Origin of the sequence: Streptomyces sp. NPDC046915 (assembly GCF_040644935.1) — a bacterium.
Taxonomy (GTDB): Bacteria; Actinomycetota; Actinomycetes; order Streptomycetales; family Streptomycetaceae; genus Streptomyces.
Genome location: NZ_JBEYXB010000001.1, coordinates 555459 through 573643 on the forward strand (window position 1 = coordinate 555459; position 18185 = coordinate 573643).

At 72.5% G+C, this 18185-nt stretch carries 15 protein-coding genes and 1 pseudogene; 7 read left to right on the plus strand and 9 right to left on the minus strand.

Features of this window, described 5'->3' with window-relative positions:
• Positions 1–6: 6 nt before the first annotated feature.
• Positions 7–435: pseudogene (locus ABZ915_RS02455) on the plus strand (MFS transporter); the annotation flags it as partial.
• 45 nt (positions 436–480) lie between these two features.
• On the opposite strand, the gene ABZ915_RS02460 reads toward ABZ915_RS02455, so the two are convergent.
• Positions 481–1551 carry a maleylacetate reductase gene (locus tag ABZ915_RS02460; RefSeq protein ID WP_361794457.1) on the minus strand — a complete coding sequence of 357 codons (1071 nt, stop codon included), beginning with the start codon at positions 1549–1551 and terminating at the stop codon, positions 481–483.
• Entirely contained in the window at positions 1548–2417 is an 870-nt protein-coding gene (locus ABZ915_RS02465; protein ID WP_361794460.1) for a dioxygenase, read from the minus strand. The genes ABZ915_RS02460 and ABZ915_RS02465 overlap by 4 nt, the downstream gene beginning before the upstream one ends.
• A 77-nt stretch (positions 2418–2494) precedes the next feature.
• Between ABZ915_RS02465 and ABZ915_RS02470 the strand changes: the two genes are divergently transcribed.
• The 6 genes from ABZ915_RS02470 (at position 2495) to ABZ915_RS02495 (ending at position 9125) form a co-directional block, all read left to right on the plus strand.
• Complete coding sequence (locus tag ABZ915_RS02470; protein ID WP_361794463.1) at positions 2495–2818, plus strand: hypothetical protein; 324 nt, start codon at positions 2495–2497, stop codon at positions 2816–2818.
• On the plus strand, positions 2797–3156 hold the full coding sequence (locus tag ABZ915_RS02475) for a hypothetical protein (RefSeq protein WP_361794466.1): 360 nt from the start codon (positions 2797–2799) through the stop codon (positions 3154–3156). The genes ABZ915_RS02470 and ABZ915_RS02475 overlap by 22 nt, the downstream gene beginning before the upstream one ends.
• On the plus strand, positions 3153–3719 hold the full coding sequence (locus ABZ915_RS02480; RefSeq protein ID WP_361794469.1) for an RraA family protein: 567 nt from the start codon (positions 3153–3155) through the stop codon (positions 3717–3719). The genes ABZ915_RS02475 and ABZ915_RS02480 overlap by 4 nt, the downstream gene beginning before the upstream one ends.
• Positions 3602–4210 carry an alpha/beta hydrolase gene (locus ABZ915_RS02485; protein ID WP_361794472.1) on the plus strand — a complete coding sequence of 203 codons (609 nt, stop codon included), beginning with the start codon at positions 3602–3604 and terminating at the stop codon, positions 4208–4210. Before ABZ915_RS02480 ends, ABZ915_RS02485 begins: the two co-directional genes overlap by 118 nt.
• 96 nt (positions 4211–4306) lie before the next feature.
• Positions 4307–8458, plus strand: a complete 4152-nt coding sequence (locus ABZ915_RS02490; RefSeq protein ID WP_361794475.1) for an HPC2 multi-domain protein — start codon at positions 4307–4309, stop codon at positions 8456–8458.
• Between the two features lie 4 nt (positions 8459–8462).
• On the plus strand, positions 8463–9125 hold the full coding sequence (locus tag ABZ915_RS02495) for a hypothetical protein (protein WP_361794478.1): 663 nt from the start codon (positions 8463–8465) through the stop codon (positions 9123–9125).
• Between the two features lie 36 nt (positions 9126–9161).
• On the opposite strand, the gene ABZ915_RS02500 is transcribed toward ABZ915_RS02495, so the two are convergent.
• The 7 genes from ABZ915_RS02500 to ABZ915_RS02530 are packed head-to-tail and all read right to left on the minus strand — an operon-like array spanning position 9162 to position 18179.
• Positions 9162–9434: a hypothetical protein gene (locus ABZ915_RS02500; RefSeq protein WP_361794481.1), complete on the minus strand. Its 273-nt coding sequence runs from the start codon at positions 9432–9434 to the stop codon at positions 9162–9164.
• Positions 9435–9439: 5 nt separating this feature from the next.
• On the minus strand, positions 9440–11560 hold the full coding sequence (locus ABZ915_RS02505; RefSeq protein ID WP_361794484.1) for an ATP-binding protein: 2121 nt from the start codon (positions 11558–11560) through the stop codon (positions 9440–9442).
• Between the two features lie 5 nt (positions 11561–11565).
• Positions 11566–13290, minus strand: coding sequence for a hypothetical protein (locus ABZ915_RS02510; protein WP_361794486.1), 1725 nt, complete (start codon positions 13288–13290; stop codon positions 11566–11568).
• On the minus strand, positions 13287–13820 hold the full coding sequence (locus ABZ915_RS02515; protein WP_361794489.1) for a hypothetical protein: 534 nt from the start codon (positions 13818–13820) through the stop codon (positions 13287–13289). Before ABZ915_RS02515 ends, ABZ915_RS02510 begins: the two co-directional genes overlap by 4 nt.
• Positions 13821–13822: 2 nt before the next feature.
• Positions 13823–14962 (minus strand): hypothetical protein, encoded by a 1140-nt coding sequence (locus tag ABZ915_RS02520; RefSeq protein ID WP_361794492.1) that lies wholly within the window; start codon positions 14960–14962, stop codon positions 13823–13825.
• Entirely contained in the window at positions 14959–16950 is a 1992-nt protein-coding gene (locus tag ABZ915_RS02525) for a hypothetical protein (protein WP_361794495.1), read from the minus strand. Before ABZ915_RS02525 ends, ABZ915_RS02520 begins: the two co-directional genes overlap by 4 nt.
• 2 nt (positions 16951–16952) lie before the next feature.
• On the minus strand, positions 16953–18179 hold the full coding sequence (locus ABZ915_RS02530; RefSeq protein WP_361794497.1) for a hypothetical protein: 1227 nt from the start codon (positions 18177–18179) through the stop codon (positions 16953–16955).
• Positions 18180–18185: the final 6 nt, after the last annotated feature.

Sequence of the window (18185 nt, forward strand, 5' to 3'; positions counted from 1 at the left end):
CGGCGTGACCGTTGCCCGATGCTGATGACGGGTCAGGTCGGCACGATCTGCGCCCTGTTGCTGATCGGCGTGTTCTCCCTGGTGCTGCCCTCCGGTGACGGCCGGGCGTACGCGGTGCTCGCCATGACCGTCACCTTCCTCGCCTTCCAGCAGGGCGCGATCTCCCCGGTGACCTGGCTGATGCTCTCGGAGATCTTCCCGATGCGGATGCGCGGCTTCGGCATGGGTGTCGCGGCTGTGGTGCTGTGGCTGACCAACTTCGTGATCGGCCTGGTCTTCCCCTCCCTGGTCTCCGGGATCGGGATCTCCAACACCTTCTTCCTCTTCGTGGTGGCCGGGCTCCTCTCGCTCACCTTCGTCAAGTTCTGCGTCCCCGAGACCAAGGGACGCACCCTCGAAACCCTCGAAGCCGAACTCCAGGCGCGCTTCTCCTGACCCGCTCCCGCCCGAGGACGGCACATCGCGGCCGCCGGGCGGGAGTCAGGGGGCGAGGGCTCCGGCGAGGGCGTCCGTGAGGAGTGTGCGCAGGGCGTCCTCGGTGACCGGTCGCGGGTTGGCGTAGGGCTGGGCCTGTGCCTGGGCGGTGACCTCGATGAGGTCGGGCTCGGTGAGGCCGAGGTCGGCCAGCGAGCGTGGGGCGCCGAGTCCGGCGGACAGCCGGGCGAGGTGCCGGGGCACGTCGTCCGTGGCCAGGGCCCGGCGGAGGGCTTGGTCGGCGTCGGGTGCGGCGGGAAGGTTGAAGGCGGCGACGTACGGGAGCAGGACCGTGTGGGTGGCGGCGTGGGGGAGGTCGAAGGTGCCGCCGAGGATGTGACAGAGCTTGTGGTGCAGGGACATGGTGGTGGCGCCCAGGCACGCCCCGCACAGCCAGGCCCCGCGCAGCGCGGTGGTCCGGGCCTCCAGGTCCCGGGGGTCGGCGGCGACGGCGGGCAGGGCAGTGGCTAGCGAGCGCACCGCTTCCCCGGCCATCAGGGACACGATCGGTGAGGCGTCGGGCGCGTACAGGGCTTCCACGGCATGGGCGATGGCATTGAACCCGCTGGTCACCGACACGTCCACGGGGAGGCGGAGGGTGAGTTCGGGGTCGTAGACCACGCTGCGCGGAAGGACGGCCCGGTCCCGGCCGGTGCGTTTGCGGCCGTTCTCGGTGAGTCCCCAGACGGGAGTCATCTCCGAGCCGGCATAGGTGGTCGGAACGGCGATCACGGGCAGGCCCGTCTCCAGGGCCACGGCCTTGCCCAGACCGACGGTGGAGCCGCCGCCGACGGCCAGGCAGCCGTCCGCGTCCACGGCGCGTGCGGCGGCGCGGGCCGCCTCGGCGACCTGCACCGGTACGTGCATCCGCGCCCCGGTGAACAGCCCGGCGCACGCGTCGCCGAGCAGCGCGGCGGCGTGCTCGGCGAGCGGGCGCTGCCCCTCGGTGGCCAGCACCAGCAGCCGTCGCAGCCCCGACCGCTCGGCTTCCTGGGGCAGTCGGCGCAGACTGCCGGCGCCGAAGACGACGCGCATGGGCAGGGCTTCGTAGGTGAAGGAGGCCGGGCCCGCGGTCATGGCGTCACCTCGGGTTCCGGGGCCAGCACGATGTCGAACCTGGCGTGTGTGAAGGGAGCGGACACGCCGAGGCGTTCGGCTTCCCGCTCGTCGTCGGACTCGGTGAAGTCGGTGATCAGGCCCCGCTTGACCGCGAAGACGGCGTCGGAGTCCAGGTAGGGGCTGCCCGCGACGAACGCGTGGGTGGTGACCGTCCGGTGGCCGTCGGCGCTCGCGATGAAGTGGATGTGGGCGGGCCGGTAGGGGTGCCGGCCGGTGGCTTCCAGCAGTCTGCCCACGGGGCCGTCGGTGGGGATGGGGTAGTGGGAGGGGACGACGGTGCGGAACCGGTAGCCGCCCTCGTCGTCGGTGCGGAACAGCCCGCGTCCGTTGCCGGGAGGCTGTACGCCGGGCTGCTGCACGTCGTAGAAGCCCTCTTCGTCGCACTGCCATACGTCGATCTCGGCGGCCGGCAGGGGTGTGCCGTCGGCATCGAGGACCTGGCCGGAGACCACACAGGGGCGGCCGGTGGCGAGCAGGTCGATGGAGTCGCCGAGCGCACGGCGCGGGGAGTCGGTCATGTGGAAGGGGCCGAGGACGGTGTTCTCGGTGCCGCCCTCGGCCCCGTTGATGGTCTCGACCAGCGTGGAGACGCCCAGGACGTCGGAGAGCAGGACGAACTCCTGCCGGGTGTCGTCGCACTTGTGGCCCACCGCGGTGAGGAAGCCGATCGCGGCCTCCCACTCCTGGGTCGTGGGCTCTGTCTCGCGGACGAAGGAGTGCAGATGGCGGGTCAGGCTCTCCAGTACCGCCCGTAGCCGCCGGTCCTCGGTTCCCCGGAAGCTCTCCGCGACCGCGTCGGTGGCGGTCTCGACGGTGAAGTCCATGGTCAGTCGCTCCGCATATGAGAGGAAGAGGGAATCAGACCCTCACTATATGAGCCGGTGTTGTTTGAGTGGAGGGCATGACAGCAGACGCAACCTTGCCGGACCGGTTCGCGGCGCTGGACACCGCCACCGTGTCCGACGCCCTCGACGCGTGCGGGCTTCCGCCCGGCCAGGGTGGCCTCCGGCCGATGTGGGGCACGCCGAGGGTGGCCGGATACGCGGCGACCGTCGAACTGGAACCGCTGACCGGGGAGCACGGCGGCTCCCACATCCTCACGGACGCGATCGCCGAGGCGGGTCCCGAGAACGTCATGGTGGTGGCCACGGCGGCCGTACGGACGTGTCCTCCTGGGGCGGCGTCGTCAGCGTCGGCGCGAGCATGCGCTCGATCCGGGGTGTGATCACCGACGGCGCCTGCCGGGACGTGAGGCAGGCCCGCGAACTGGGGTTTCCGGTGTTCGCCCGCGCCCAGGTGCCGGTGACGGCCCGGGGTCGCCTGCGGCAGAAGTCGTACGGCGGTCCGGTCGCGCTCGGGAACGTGGCCGTGCACCCGGGCGACCTGGTGCCGGCGGACGAGGGCGGGGTCGTGGTCGTGCCCCGCGGGCGAGCCGCCGACGTGCTCGAGGCCGCGCGGGGCCTGGCCGGCCGGGAAGCGGCCATCGAGGCGGAGGTGCGGGCCGGGGTGCCGCTGCCGCGGGCGATGCGGGACGCGCGCCTGGCCGGAACGGAGGAGAAGTGACACGGCCCGACGGCGGCGATCCGATCGCCAGGCTGCGCGCGCTGCCCACCGCGGCCGTCTCGGACGCCCTCGACCGGGCCGGCATCGACGGCGCGCTGCACGGTCTCTCCCCGCTGTCCGACGGATTCCGCGCGGTCGGCCCGGCGTTCACCGTGCGCTACGAACCCGTCGGCGACAACGCCCGGGGCACGGTCGGTGACTTCCTCGACGACGTACCGCCCGGCGCCGTGATCGTCATCGACAACGGGGGCCGCACCGACGTCACCGTGTGGGGCGGCATCATGACCGGTACGGCGGCGGCCCGGGGCATCGCCGGGACCGTCGTCGACGGCGTCTGCCGGGACGTCTCCGCGTCCCTGGAGCACGGCTACCCGCTGTTCAGCACCAGGCCGCGTTCACCGGGCGCCCGTTCCTCGCCTACGACGCGCCGGGCTGCGGTGAGACCGTGTGCGACGACCTGTCGAAGGTCTCGGTCCCGTTCCTCGTCAGCACGGCGCGGGCGATGCTCGAACGGGCCGGCATCACACGCTTCCACCTCGTCGGGCACTCCATGGGCGGCCTGACCGCGCTGCTGCCGGCGTACCGGGAACCCGACCGCGTACTGAGCTTCGTCGACATCGAGGGCAACCTCGCCCCGGAGGACTGCTTCCTGAGCCGGCAGATCCTCACCTGCCCGGCCGGCGACGACGAGACCTTCCTCGCGGACTTCACCGAGCGGGTCCGCCGCTCCCCGTCACCGGCCGGCGCGCTCTACGCGGCGGGCCTGCGCCACAAGGTGCGCGGCGGTGCCGTGCGCGGCATCTTCGAGTCCATGGTCGGCCTGTCCGACCACGGCGAGCTGATGGCGAAGTTCCTCGCGCTGCCCTGCCCGCGCATGTTCATGTACGGCGAGGAGAACTCCTCCCTGTCCTACCTGCCGAAGCTGCGCGGCAACGGGGTCGAGCTCGCGGAGATCCCGCACAGCGGGCACTGGCCGATGTACTCGCATCCGGTGGCCATGTGGGAACGCATCGCCGGCTTCCACACGCGCCAGGACCGGGTGACACGGGGGTGACGGTCTCGTCACGGCCGTGCTGACACCCTGCGTCAGGGTGTTCCCGGGCACCGGGTTCCCGTCGCCACCGACGTGCCGTGGGAGGGATCGCGTCCGATGCCAGCACCGAAGGCTCTCGCACTGCGGCCGACGGTGTCGACGACGACGGCCGGAACGGCGGCGACGCAACGGCCGGAGGCACCCGGCCGCACGGGCGCCCAGCCGCAGTCGTCCAACGCGGCGGTGACGGCCCTCCTCGCGAGCCGACGCGTACCGTCGGCGAGCCCGCCCGTCCCGGCGAGCCCGCCCCTCCCGGGGCGGCCGGCGTCCGCCGCGCAGGACATGTTCGGCAACGGCGCCGTCGCGGCGGCCGGCCAGGCTCGGAGCGGCCCCGCAGGACCGGTGGCCCCGGCACCCGCGAACGCGACGCCGGCCCCCGCCGCGGCCGGTGGCGCGCAGACCGCGCGGGCACGGCCCGGTCCGGACGCGGATCCGAAGTTCGCGCACCTGAAGAAGGACGTGGGGCACAAGAAGCGGGCGCTGGCCGCCTCGCACCCGCCGCCACGGACCGAGGCGACGGCGGCCCAGAACGCCGCCCGTCCGCCGAAGGACGACGCGGAGGCGCAGGGCAAGACCGCCAACGCGGAGAAGATGAACGAGGCCCGGCCCAAGGAGTTCGACAAGGAGGCGTTCATCAGGGCGGTCGAGAAGGCGATCGCCGACAAGGCGCCCAAGAACCTCGACGAGGCGGACAAGTTCGCCGGCTCCGGCAAGGCCGAGGAGGTCCGCGCGGAGGTGCACGGCAAGGTCGGTGAGGGCAAGGCGGAGTCGGCGCAGCAGATCGCGACGACAACCGCCGCACCACCGGACACCGCCGCGGCCGTGCCCAAACAGGTCGTACCGATGACCGCGGACCGGCCGCCCTCGCCCCCCGGCGCTCCGGACGCGGCGAACGCCGTGCCGGACCGGCTGCCGCCGGCGGCCACCGATCTGTCCGCCGGTCCGGCCGAGGTCAACCAGCGGATGGCGGACGCGCAGGTCACCGAGGCGCAGTTGCAGCGGTCCAACGAGCCCACGTTCAACCAGGCGCTGGGTGAGAAGAAGGCCGCCGAACGCCACTCCGAGGTGGCCCCCGGGCGGATGCGCGGCCATGAGAAGCAGGTGCTCGACTCCGCGACGGCGCGGGCCCGGCGGCTCGGCACGGCGGCGATGGGCGCGATGGGCGTGCAGCGGGCGCTGACCGGACAGCGGGTCGACACCGGCAAGAGCGGCGCCAAGGGCCGGGACGAGGAGAAGCGGGCTCAGGTCACGACACTCCTGCAAGGTGTCTTCGACACGATGCAGAAGGACGTCCAGGGCATTCTCGACGGTCTCGACAAGCTGGTCGACGACCAGTTCGGCAGGGGCGAGAAGCAGGCGCGGGACGCCTTCACCGCCGAGCACAAGCAGAAGATGGAGGAGTACAAGGACCGCCGCTACGCGCACGCGGCGGGCAAACTGCGCTGGTTCCACGACCTGTTCGCGGGTCTGCCGGCCGAGGCCGACAGGATCTTCGAAGAGGCCCGCGACCACTACGTCCGGCGGATGCGGCAGGTCATCTCCGACGTCGCCACCACGATCGGCGCGGAGCTGAACAGGGCGAAACGGCGTATCGCGCAGGGCCGGTCCGAGATGCGGGCGGCGGTGGACAGGCTCCCGGCCGACCTGAGGGCCATGGGCCGGGAGGCGGCCGCCGAGTTCTCCGACAAGTTCGACCAGCTCACGCAGTCCGTGGACGACAAGGGCACCCAGCTCGTCGACACGCTGGCCACGAAGTACACCGACGCGCTCAAGTCCGTCGACGACGAGATCGCCACGGAGAAGGAGAAGAACAAGGGGCTCGTGGCCAAGGCCGTGGACGCGGTCAAGGCCGTGATCGACACGATCATGGAGCTCAAGAACCTGCTGCTGGCGGTCCTGGCCAAGGCCGCGCAAGCCGTGATGCTGATCCTCAAGGACCCGATCGGCTTCCTGCGCAACCTGGTGACGGCTGTCGGCGCGGGGCTCAGGCAGTTCCTGCGGAACATCGGCCGGCACCTGCAACAGGGCATCATGTCCTGGCTGCTGGGCAAGGCGAGCGAGGCGGGACTCGAACTCCCCGCGAAGTTCGACGCCCAGGGCGTCGTGCAGATGCTCGCCTCGCTGCTCGGGCTCACCTGGCAGAACATCCGCGGCCGGATCGTCCGCAAGGTCCCGAAGATGGAGCCGGCGATCGCGGCGGCGGAGACCGCGCTGCCGCTGGTCGCGGAGGTCCGCAAGCGGGGCGTCGCCGGAATGTGGGAGGACCTCAAGACCCGTGTCGGGGATCTGAAGAAGGAGCTGCTGGACAAGGTCATCGCCTACGTCACGCCCACGGTCGTCGAGGCCGGGATCATGTGGGTGCTCTCGCTGCTCAACCCCGCGTCCGCGTTCGTCCGCGCGGTGAAGCTGATCATCGACGTCGTGCGTTTCGTGGTGACCCAGGCCCGGCAGATCTTCGAGTTCGTGGGCGCCGTCCTCGACGCGGTCATCGCCATCGCCCAGGGCGGCAGCGGCGGCGTACCGTCCCTCATCGAACGCGCCCTCGCCCGCTCCGTCCCCGTCCTGCTCGGCTTCCTCGCCTCACTCCTGGGCCTCGGCGGCATCGCCGCCAAGGTCAAACAGATCGTCCAGGCCCTCTCCAAGCCGGTGAACCGGGCCGTGGACTGGGTGATCGACAAGATCGTGGGGCTGGTGAAGAAGCTCTGGGCCAAGCTCAAGGCCTCACTGAGCAGGAAGAAGACCGGAGCGAACAAACCCCGCACTTCCATGGCGGCCAGAGCCAAGGAATGGCTGCGCGGCGGCGACGACACCCCGGCGGGCCTGCGGAAGCGCCTGGACAAGGCGCTGGCCGCGGCGCAGTCCGCGGCGCGACGGGTGAAGGGCGGCGGCCGCGTCAGCCAGACGGCACTGCGGGCCGTCTTCAAGGTCATCCGCGTGCGCTACGGCCTGACATCGCTGGAGCCGCTGCTCAGGGACGGCCGTTGGCACGCCCGCGGCACGGTGAACCCGGTCGGCGAGGTCGACCTCGACATCCCGGCCGGACCGCTCACCCAGCAGGACGACGACTTCGTCAAGGAGATCGCCAAGCACCTGCCGCCCCTGGGTGACCGGTTCGCCCGCGAGGCCCGGGAGCGGTGGAGCAAGGACCTCCAGGGCAAGGCGGTCGGCGGCCAACTGCTCTGGGACGAGCCGGCGCTGCCCGGCGAGAAGATGCCGGCCGACGGCATGGTGGTACTGGAGGACCCCGGTACCCACCGCCGCCTCCTGCCTTACTTCCACGCCAAGAAACGTACGGGCGGCGCCACCTCCGAGGCGTTCTACGAGCACGCGTTCGGGCTTCCGGCGATCCGTACCCGCCTGCTGAGCATCTTGGGCGCGGCCGCTCTCGCCGAGCTCCGCAAGCCTCGGGCCGGCCATCCCGCCGACGTGAACACCCAGCTGACCGAGTTGAAATTCCACAACATCAGGAAATGGGGCGAGTTCGCTCCGATCCCCGGCGCCGGGGCCGGCGCCGACGCCGACCTCAAGGCCGCCGTGGAGACGGCCGGCGGCATCGTCCCGTTCTTCAAGAACGTGGTCGAGGTCGCGGGAGGGCCGTGGGAGAAGAAGGTTTTCCAGCTGTGGGACCACGACCCTCCGTCGAAGGACTTCCTGATGGACCGGTTCCGCGGCGCGGACCAGGGGAAGCACGAATGGATTCCCACCGACTACATCCCCAACGTGCTGCGGCGGGCGATGACCCAGCGGTCGAAGATGGTCGAGGCGCTGCGGTGGGTCGTGCTGCACCACGCGCTGCGGTCACCGACCCGGTACGTCATCTGGGAACTCGTCGGCGCCACGCCGCAGGGACATTCCGGCGTATTCTGGGAGTCCTATCAGAAGGAGGGGAAGACCAAGTACAAGTTCACGCTCACCAAGAACCAGGACAAGTTCCACAACCGCCTACGCGGTGTCTTCGACCGGTGGAGCGGGACAGCGCTGGGGTACGTGGCGGAACTGCGCGCGAAGCTGCCGACCATCATGTGGGACGGCCAACTCGGGCACTCTCAGCAGCAGTTCCTGACCACGCGGGTCGACGCCCTCGTGATGACGTCCGGCGGCTTGGTCTCCATGACGGTACGAGAACTGAGCGAGTTGCAGCAGACCAACTTCGACCTCATCAATGATGACTTCGACAACGCCGAGAACGCCGTCAGCAAGGAGATCTGACCCGGTGACCACCCTCGACCCGGCCATCGAGCGGGCGATCCAACTCCAGCTTCAGCGGGATCCGCCGTTCACCCGACAGGATCTGGCCGCCGTGGAAGGGCTGGCCGTGCTGGGGGCGACCGACATCAGCGACCTTGCACGGCTCACCGGGCTGCGAGTGGTGCGCCTGATCGCCTACGGCGGCCGCGATCTGACACCACTGGCCGGGCTGCCGGTCACCGTGCTGGAGGTCAAGGTGAGCGCGGTGTCCGATCTGGCGGTTGTCGGGGAGTTGCCCAAGCTGCGGAGGCTGAGGGCGCGGAACAACGCGATCACGGAGATCGACGTGCTGGCCTCGGACGAGCGCCCCTTCCGGGAGCTGGACCTGACGGGCAATCCGCTGTCGGACCACGCTTACCACGAGGTGCTGCCCGTGCTCCGCGAACGGCAGCCGCAACTGCGCGTGTCCGGCGAGCGGGAATGGCGGCTCACTCGCCGGCTCCACGCCAGTGGTCTTCCGTTCGACTACTACCACGACGACGAGGGCTACTGGCTGTGCCGGCCCGGACTGGAACACACCGCGTACCCGGACGCCGACCACCTAGAGATCGAGCCGGATGAGCTCGAAGCGGCCCTCGACCGCGACCCGTCCGGGATCCCGGGGCTGTTCCCCGCCTACGACACGTGACACCGGCCCTGACGCCGCTCGGCAGGCCGGTTGATGTCAGCCGCGGCGCAAAGCCGCCGACGCCGCCCTGAGCGCCGCCGTGGCCACCGCCGCATTGCCCGTTTGGTCATGCCCCGGCAGGATCACGTGCCCCACCGGCACCGGATGGTGCGCTGCCTGAGCCATCGTCGCGTTGCTCACGGGCACGGGCACGGGTACCACGGTCACCGGACCGCCCTGACGGGTGGCGGTCGCCACCTCCTGGGTACGGGCCGGCGGTACCGGCGCCACCAGGCGGTGCAGGGAGAGCGGTGGTTCGGTCGGCAGCATCGGTGTCACCCCTGGGATCCGTCGTCGAGCAGATGGGCGTGCGGGCCGAGTTCGGCCGGGCGGAGCAGGCGTGCCTCGCGTTGGAACTGGCGGGCCGCACCCCGTACGACGTGGCGCATGCCGATCGTGGGACTGTCGCCGTCGGCGGCGGCCAGCGCGGCCGTGCGGGCCGCCGCCGTGATGCCGGCGCCCGTCATGTCGAGACGGGCCAGGACGTCCAGGTCGACGTCCTGGGCGAGCGGGGCTTCCGGGGGGAAGGCGAGGCGCCAGAGGCGACGGCGCTCCGGGGCGGCCGGGCGGGGGAAGTGGACGACGAAGTGGAAGCGCCGGGTGAACGCGGGGTCGATGTTGTCCTTGAGGTTGCTGGTGAGGATCACCAGGCCGTCGCTGGCCTCGAGGCGTTGCAGGAGGTAGCCGACCTCGAGGTTGGCGTAGCGGTCGGTGCCGTGCTTCACCTCGCCGCGCTTGCCGAAGAGGGAGTCGGCCTCGTCGAAGAGGAGCACCGCGTGGCTCTCCTCGGCCTGCCGGAACGCCGCTTCCATGTTCTTCTCCGTCTCCCCCACCCACTTGGAGACGACCTGGGCGAGGTCCACCTTCAGCAGTTCCAGGCCGAGCATGCCGGTGACGATCTCGGCGGACAGCGTCTTTCCGGTGCCGGGTTCGCCGGTGAAGAGCGCCTTGACCCCGCCGTGTGCCGCGCGCCGGGCGAAGCCCCAGCTCTCGGCGATCCGGGGCCAGGCGCGGAACGCGGAGGCGATCTCCAGGATCTGGCCCAGCTGCACGTCGGGCAGGACCAGGTCCTCGACGGTGCGCCGGGGCAGGATGGAGTGGACGGAGCTGCCGCTGCGTCCCCGGGTGACGGTCGCGATGGCGGGTTCGACGTGGCTGGAGACCGGTTCGGGGCGGCCGTTGCCGGCCAGGCGTGCCCCGGCACCGGCGACGGATGCCACGGCGCGCAGTTCGCCACCGCTCATCCGGTACCGGACGGCGAGGTCCTCCAGCAGGGGGCCTTCCAGGTCGGGGAGCGCGGCGGACCACATCGCCCGCCGGTCTCGCAACCCGGGTGCGGGGACGGTGAGTTCGGCGTACACGCGGGCGGCGAGCAGGCCCGCCGGGCGCCAGGGTTTGAGGCCGGTCAGGCAGACCGGCACACGGGAGCGCAGCAGGACCGCGGACACCGCCTCGGCCTGCTGCCCGTGCGGCTCGCCGTGCAGGTCGTCGGTGGGGATCCACAGCACCGCGCCCAGTGCGGCGGCCGTCCGCAGGTCGGCGGCGGGGTCGGCGGTCAGCCGCCGCAGCGGTGCCCCGGCGGCGCGGGCCAGTGCCTGTACGGCGTCGAGCTGGGCGTCCGGCGGGCATCCCCACAGCCCGGCGAGGTCGATGCCGCCGGAGCCGAGCGCGCCGCCGAGCCGACCGAGGTGGTCGCAGGACAGGTGCGGGGCGGGGACGCGTGGCTCCGGCTCCGCGACCTCGCCGGGGTCGTGGCCGAGCAGGCCGACGTCTCCGCCCCAGCCGAGCAGGAAGTCCAGGACGCCCGGGCCGAGGACGAGTTCCTGGGCGAGGTCGACCGGGGCCTCGCCGTGCGGGCGAAGCAGCCCGTACCGGCGCAGCGGCCCGGCCGGTCCGAGGCCGCGGCGCAGGGCGAGCCGGCTCGCCGCGCCCGGCTCGGCCCCTTCCGTCCCCGCGCACACCGTGACCAGCAGTTCCACGCTCGGCAGCCGTCGGTTCAGGTTGTCGACGATGTAGGCGTAGATCCGCTCGTATCCGCGGTCCAGTTCGGGCGCGGCGACGAGGAGCAGGGCGTCCTGTTCGGCGCGGCTCAGGGTGAACCGGGCGGCGAGCGCGTCCAGCGGCAGGGTGCCGCCGTCGGCGGAGGCGCGCCGCCTGAGCAGCTGTTCGGCTTCGGGCTCCGGGCGGGTGGGGTCGCACGGCTGTGTCATCGCCTCGGTGAAGCCGTGCACCTCGTCGAGGAGGACGCCGACCTGTTCGTCGGTCACGCAGTACGGTGTGAGGTCCGGCCGGGTCAGCCTGGCGGCGATCCGCGCCTGCCGGTCGACGGCGGCGCGCAGCGCGGCGTGCAGGCCGGCCAGCCGCATCCGCAGGTGCTCGACGGCGGGTTCGCCCATGCCGCTCACCCGCCCGAGAAGGTCAGGGTCCGGCCCCGCAGCCAGACCACGTCGGGGACGTCGGCGAGCAGTCCGCCGCGCAGCAGGTCGGCGTGGCGGCGCCCCAGCGGGACGCGCACCCGTACGGCGTCGGTCTCGAACCGGACGATGGCCTCCAGGTCGGCGAACCGGCTCAGGGCGAGCAGCGGATCCGGTGTCTCGCGCTCGCGCCAGAGTGTCCAGGCGATCGTGGACAGGCCGAGGGCCGCGGCGAGGGTCACGGTGCGCTCCAGGTCGCCGTGGGTTGCGAGCGGTACCGCCCTGCGTTCTTCGGTCAGGGCGGTGACCAGGTCCGCGAGGCGCGCCGCGTGGCCGGGCAGGGCGGCGGCGAGCCGTGGGTCGGGGCGCCCCTCCGCCGCCGTCCACAGCGGGGTGCGCCAGGGCAGCCGGGTCGCCGGGTCGCCGCGCAGCGGTCGTACGGCGGTCATGAACGGCACGTCCGCGGCGGCGAGTTCGCTCAGGGTGCCGGGCGGGAGAGGGCCGTCGCAGATCAGTACGGGCGGTCTTCCGCAGGCCTGCCAGTGCGGCAGCAGCCGGGCGGTGTCCCCGGCCCAGGCGACGGGGAACATGCCCTGGGCGTCGACGAGGAGCAGCCCGCTGTCCGCGCCGGTGAGCAGGAGCGGGTCGGCGGGGTCGTGTCCCCGGCACACCGCGAGCGCCAGGACGCCGTCGAGGAGCGGGAGCGCGGGGCGCACGCGGTCGGCGAAGGCGGTGAGCCGTTCCTCGGGCAGGGGCGGTTCGAGACCGGCGAAGACCGCCGCGGCCTCGCCGTCCTGCCTGTCGCGGCGCCAGCCGCGTGCGGTCGGGCCCAGCACCTTGTACGCGAGCGCCGCCGCGAACATCGGTGCGTCGTCGGCGAGTTCGACGCCTGCCAGGGCGGGGCCGATCGCGTCCAGATAGCCGATCCGGGCCAACGGCCCGGCGAGCAGGAAGGGCAGCGCGGAGCACACCTGTGCCTCACGCCCGGTCGTACGGGGTACGGCCGAGCCGCCCGCCGCCGGAGGGGGTACGGCGTTCTCGTGGGCCGCCGAGGCGGTGTACCGCGTGCGGGGCCGGGGCAGGTCCGCGTCCGGCGGGCTCCCGCGCAGCGGCTCGGGCAGTGCCCCGTCCGGTCCGGTCCGCAGGGCGGCGCGCCGCGCGAGTTCGGCGGACAGCTGTCCGGCCGACGGGTCGCCGGCGTCGAGCAGCGCGCGCAGGAAGACACGCAGTGAGTCGTCCGGGAGCAGTCCGAGGAGCGCGTCCAGTTCGTTCCGCTCGGCGAGCTCGGTGAAGAGCGCGCCGGTGCCGGGCGCGGACCACGGCGTGCGTTCCGTCGCGAAGAACTCCTCGAACGACTCGGGTTCGGCGTCCGGCGCATCGGCGGGGACCTCCACCACGGACGCCGGTACGACATGGACGTCGAAGGACATCTGGTCACGACCGGACCGGCTGGACCGACCGGGCCCACCGGACCCGCCGGACCCGCCCGGCCGGACGACGACGATCACCGGCTCGGTGATCTCCACGTCCGGGCCGTCGCCCGCGAGGTGCTCGGCGAAGTGCTCCTCGAGCGCCTGCGGGACGGCGTCGACGGCCCGGCGGACCAGGGCGCGGGGATCGGGTCCCCAGCTCCAGCCGCCGCGCCGGACCACCGTCACGGTGCACCGGTGCACCGTGATCTCCCCGGTGGATCCGACGGCGGGCGCGGTCACGGCACGTCCTTCCTCTCCAGGAGGCCCGCCCAGCCGGCCACCAGCACCAGCACGCCGTACGAGGCCGCCGCGGCGAGGTCGACCGACAGCTTCAGCTCGGTCTGCTGGGCGGGGATCTCCCCGGCGAGCACATGGGTGTCCTGGGCGCCGGAGATGAGCGCGACCACTTTGACCGTGCTGGTGGGGGCATGGGGGACGGTGACCTTGAGGACGTCCTTCGCGAGGACGAGGCCGCCGCTGGTCCATGACGGCAGGTGCAGCAGCGTCGGCTTGGGCTTGCCGTCGGACCCGCGGTCGACGCCGTAGGCCAACGGCTCGGCCAGCACGCCGGGTTCGTCGTCCACGGCGGCCACGGCGAGGTTCCGGGCGTCGAGCGGAAGGGTCGCCGTGCCGTGCGCGCCGAGGGAGACCCGCACGGGCAGGGCGCGCCCGACGAGCGCCGCCGGATCGACGGGGGCGGTCCCGCCGGTCAGGGCCAGCGCCCCCACGACATGGCCGGTGTCGAGCGCGTACACCACGGAAAGAGCCATGGTCAGCCACCGCCGTTCGTTGCCGCGACCGTCGCCACGACGAGGAAGTCCACCGCGCCGGGCCGTTCGACGACCTGGCCCGGGGCCGCCACGGGGTCGTACAGACGGGCCCGGCACCTCACCCGCAGGTTTTCGTCCACCGTCGCCTCCACCGGGCTGTACAGGGTCGACTCCGCCAGGACGGGCGGGGTGCGCGGGGTCAGGTGGACGTGTGCCACCACCCGGCCGTCCGCGACCTGTTCCGCGGTGATGCCGGACGGCAGCGGCAGCAGCATGCCGTCGGTGGCCGTCCCCGAGGTCACGAGGGTGCTGCCGACGGGCAGGAGGCCGTTGAAGCTGCCCGTGATCCGCAGGTTGCCGTTGGCCTCCACGGTCATCAGCGGGTCGAGGGCGCCGCCGCCCCGGTAGAGGCCGAAGACCAGGCTGGGCTTGTCGCCGCCGGACAGCACGATGGCCGGCTTGCCCTCCTGGGTCGCCGGGGCCGTGCGCAGGGTCAGCGAGCCGGACTGGGCGGACACGGTGTCCGCGCGCACCCCGGAGTACCGCACCGGGACTCCGCGCGCCGTGGTCTCGGCGCCGGTGAAGTGCCCGTCGGTCCATCGGACGTACCCCAGCAGGATGTGCCAGAGGACTGGCGGGTCGGCCGGTGCCGCGCCGATCGCGGGCGGTTGCGGGTCCGCGTACACGCGTTCGTCGCCGAGCCGCCCGAAGATGATCTGGTACGACTCCTCCACCCGGGTCCTGGCGGTGCTGCCCGCGCACGAGTCCGGCTGCGGGGACGCGGCCGGTTCGCGGTCGGCCGTGGCGAGGAACACCGGATAGGGCTCGGACGTCTTCTGGTCCGCGCCGTTGATCTCCTCGAAGTCGCTCTCGCGCAGCACGACCGGATCGGTGAGGACGATCTCGCGGCCGGTCCCGTCGACGGCGAACCCCGCCGACACGCTCACCTCGACGTAACGGGCGTTGGTCAGCGGGTCGGTACGGGGCTCGGTGACGAGGGCGAGCCCTTCGGCGACGCCCCAGTCGTGCAGGTGCCGCGCGTGCCGCGCGGAGACGCCGCGCGCGTACTCCACCGTGGCCGACAGGTCCGCGGCGGCCAGTACCTGGCCCTCGTGGAAGGCGGGACGCATCGGGCCCGTCATGGCGTCTCACCGGGCTTCCGGGAACGGGCGGGACGGGTCCGCTTCACCGGGGGCTTCGCTGGGTCGGTGGGCTCGGGGGACTCGGGGTCCGCGGCCCCCGGTCCCTCCTCCAACTGCTCCAGACGCGGTCCGAGCCGCTCCGGCAGCTGGTCCGCCATCCGGCTCACCTGTTCCTGCGCTCCGCCCAGTTGTGCCCGCAGGCCCTCCAACGCCGCGGTCAGATCGGCCACTTGGGTTCTGAGCATGGACAGCTCCTGCATGCTGTCGGTCACTTCGCTGGGGGTCGTGTAGACCTGCTCGTGCAGGGCCTTGGGAGGTGTCTCCCCGGGTGCCGGGGTGAGCAGCAGGGACAGCATCTCCTCCAGGTCGCCGGTGCGCGGCCAGTCGCCGAGCAGCCCGTCGGCGTACGGGCGCGGGACGGGCCCCTCGGTCGGAAGCTCCGGCCTGCGGTACCGCGGCAGGGGCCGGCAGCAGATCCGCTCGGCCAGTTCCCGCAGCCGGTAGAGCTTGGGCAGCCACTCGCCGTAGGCCGATCCGCCCGGCAGCACCTGTTCCCTGGTGGCGGAGCAGACGCGTACGACGTCACAGCCGTCCAGCTCCACGTACGCGAGCAGCACGTCGGTGTCGGCACAGTCGCCGCACGGCGGGTTCAGCGTGGCGCACGCCGCGTCGGTGACGAACCTGCGCACCGCCGTGGTCAGGGCCGCGGCCGCCTCCGCGATCTGCTGGAGGTCGGCGATGGTCGTCCGTTCCGTGCTCCGGTCGGGCGGGGGCGGCAGCAGCGACGGTACGTCGACGGCGGCGACCTCCGTGCGCAACGCGCAGTCGGCGAGGCCGGCGCTCTGCTCCAGGCGGCCGAGGAGCCACTCCCGGATCAGGGCGAGGTCGACGCGGAACTCGGCCTGAAGGGCGTGGCTGAGCGGTGTGCCCTGGGCGACCAGGCGTACTTCCAGCGGCGCGTCCGGGTCGCCTTGTCCGGGTACGACCCGTGCCGCGGTCTCGGTGACCACCGCGCCGGCGATGGTGCGGTGCAGCGGGTCCGGCCAGGCCGCTTCCAAGTCGGTGTCGCTCAGCCGGTCGCAGGCCGAGCCCAGTACGCGGCGGGCCACCGGCACCGACGCGAGGTCCGGGTACTCCCCGGTGAGCTGCTCCTGCCCGGCCGGATCGTAGGTGTCGAACCGGGCGACGGCGCTCGCCAGCGCACGGACCTGCTCGGTCATCTCGCGGGCCGTGGACGCGGGCAGCGGTCCCTCGCCGTCCGAGTTCTGCTCCAGCCAGGCGAGTCCGGCCGAGTAGCGCTTGGCGTCGGCGGCGTCGAAGCGGAAGGTCCGGCCCGTGCCGAGGGACGCGGCGAACAGGGCGTCGAGGTAGAGACCGAGCCGCTGGTCGCGGCCGCGGGCCTGGTCGGCCCGGCCCAGATCGCCGAGGGCCGCCAGCAGTTGGGTGCCGGGGTTGTGGCGGTGGTCCTCGAAGTCGCCGCACTTGACGAGGAACCGGTAGCCCTCCTGGACCCGGGAGGGCACGCAGCCCGTGGCGGGGCAAGGTTCCTCCGTGGCGTAGGGCGCGACCGGCTCGACGGGGAGCTCCCGGTAGCTCACGAAGAGGCCGTAGCGGCGTGTGCCGTCGTCGTCGCAGGGCTCCTGGCAGTCCACGCCGAGGGCGCCGACGCGTCGCTCCTGCACCAGGGCCCGTACGTCGACCCGTTCGGCGCAGGACAGCACGATGTCGTTGCCCGCGCAGTCGAACGCGTGCCCAGGGTGCACCACCACGGTGCCTCCGCCGCAGGGGTCGCAGCTGACGCCGAGTCCGCAGACCACGCCCGGCCCGGACAGGGAGCGGTTGTGGAGTCTGTTCTTGGCCGTCAGGTAGTCGAGCAGCAGGCTGAGGTCGTCCTCGGTCAGCAGTTGGCCTGCGAAGAAGCGAGGACGCACGAAGGCGGAGGTGCGGGTGGCGTCGCCACCGCAGCCGCATCCGCAGTCTGTTCGCATGATCAGCGCTCCTTCACGAAGAACCAGCTCTCGAAGACGTCCCCGCCGGTGCCGGTGCCGGACGTCCACGGACCGATGCCGGACGGCGGGAGGTCGCAGCCGCCGCGCGCGGGGGCTGTCTCGGCCGGGTCGGCCGTGTCGGTGTGGGTGTGGATCAGCGGTACGCGTCCGCCGACGTGGGTGCCGTCGACCGGGCGGCAGCAGCGGTCGAGGACGAACGCCGTACGGACGGTGATCAGTACCCGGTCGCCGTCCTGCAACGTCTCCCGGGTCGTCTGCCGGTACCGGAACTCCTCGGTGAACTCGCACGGGTCGTCGTCGGGCCGGGCGAAGGTGCCGCCCATGTACCAGGTGGAGGCGTTGCGGCCGCTGCCGCCCTCGATCACCTGGATCTCGACCACGCCGGGCTGGAGCGAGTCGGTCCGCACACCGGCGGAGAACCGCACCAGCAGCCCGCCGTCCTCGTGCTGGGTGCCGAGCAGGGCCTTGGCCTCGTCGATGGTGTAGGTGTGGCCGTGGATCCAGTTCACGCCGGTGATGACCGTGGGCAGGTGCCGGCCGAACGGGCGGCGGACGTTCATGTGGATACGGTCCTCGGGCACCGGCTCGCGGAAGTCGACGCAGTCGATCCGGGCCAGCCACAGCACCTTGTGCCCGCACGGGGCGCAGCAGCAGGTGTCGCAGCGCTCGTCCGCCGGCGGTTCGCACCCGGTGACGCGGACCGACCAGCACTCCTCCGTCCAGCCGAACTCGCAGTCGGAGGTGTCGGCGCAGGCGTCGTTGTAGACGGCGCGGGTGGCCTCCACCGCCCGCTCGGCGTACTGGACGCCGACCCAGACCGTGTCGGTGTCGCGTTCGTCCGGGGGCAGCGCCTTCCACAGGTCCACGACACCGCCGCCGCGGACCACGACCTCGTTGCCGTCGGCGTCCACCGCGAGTCCGGGCGTGATCCTCACCCTGGCCCTGTGCCGGGTGCGCTCCGTCTCCTCGGCCGGGGCCGCCTCGCCGGACGGCGGGCAGTCGTCGTCCTGTGGCCCCGGCTCCACGAACAGGCCGCACACCACGCCGTAGCCGAGCAGGCAGCGCATACGCAGCTTCAACTTCTCGCGGTGGTAGTCCTGTTCGCGCTGGAAGTCCCGGGCACCCAGCATCTGGCCGTGGAAGTACCGCAGCCTGCGCAGGGGCGGCGCGTCGAACTCCGCGCGCCTGTCCGTCTCTGTCTCCGTCATCGCCTG

Excerpts from the sequence above, each read along its gene's own strand:
- ABZ915_RS02515 (WP_361794489.1), bottom strand. The coding sequence starts at position 13,820 with ATGGCTCTTTCCGTGGTGTACGCGCTCGACACCGGCCATGTCGTGGGG.
- ABZ915_RS02500 (WP_361794481.1), bottom strand. The coding sequence starts at position 9,434 with ATGCTGCCGACCGAACCACCGCTCTCCCTGCACCGCCTGGTGGCGCCG.
- ABZ915_RS02520 (WP_361794492.1), bottom strand. The coding sequence starts at position 14,962 with ATGACGGGCCCGATGCGTCCCGCCTTCCACGAGGGCCAGGTACTGGCC.
- ABZ915_RS02530 (WP_361794497.1), bottom strand. The coding sequence starts at position 18,179 with ATGACGGAGACAGAGACGGACAGGCGCGCGGAGTTCGACGCGCCGCCC.
- ABZ915_RS02470 (WP_361794463.1), top strand. The coding sequence starts at position 2,495 with ATGACAGCAGACGCAACCTTGCCGGACCGGTTCGCGGCGCTGGACACC.
- ABZ915_RS02505 (WP_361794484.1), bottom strand. The coding sequence starts at position 11,560 with ATGGGCGAACCCGCCGTCGAGCACCTGCGGATGCGGCTGGCCGGCCTG.
- ABZ915_RS02475 (WP_361794466.1), top strand. The coding sequence starts at position 2,797 with ATGCGCTCGATCCGGGGTGTGATCACCGACGGCGCCTGCCGGGACGTG.
- ABZ915_RS02490 (WP_361794475.1), top strand. The coding sequence starts at position 4,307 with ATGCCAGCACCGAAGGCTCTCGCACTGCGGCCGACGGTGTCGACGACG.
- ABZ915_RS02460 (WP_361794457.1), bottom strand. The coding sequence starts at position 1,551 with ATGACCGCGGGCCCGGCCTCCTTCACCTACGAAGCCCTGCCCATGCGC.
- ABZ915_RS02465 (WP_361794460.1), bottom strand. The coding sequence starts at position 2,417 with ATGGACTTCACCGTCGAGACCGCCACCGACGCGGTCGCGGAGAGCTTC.
- ABZ915_RS02525 (WP_361794495.1), bottom strand. The coding sequence starts at position 16,950 with ATGCGAACAGACTGCGGATGCGGCTGCGGTGGCGACGCCACCCGCACC.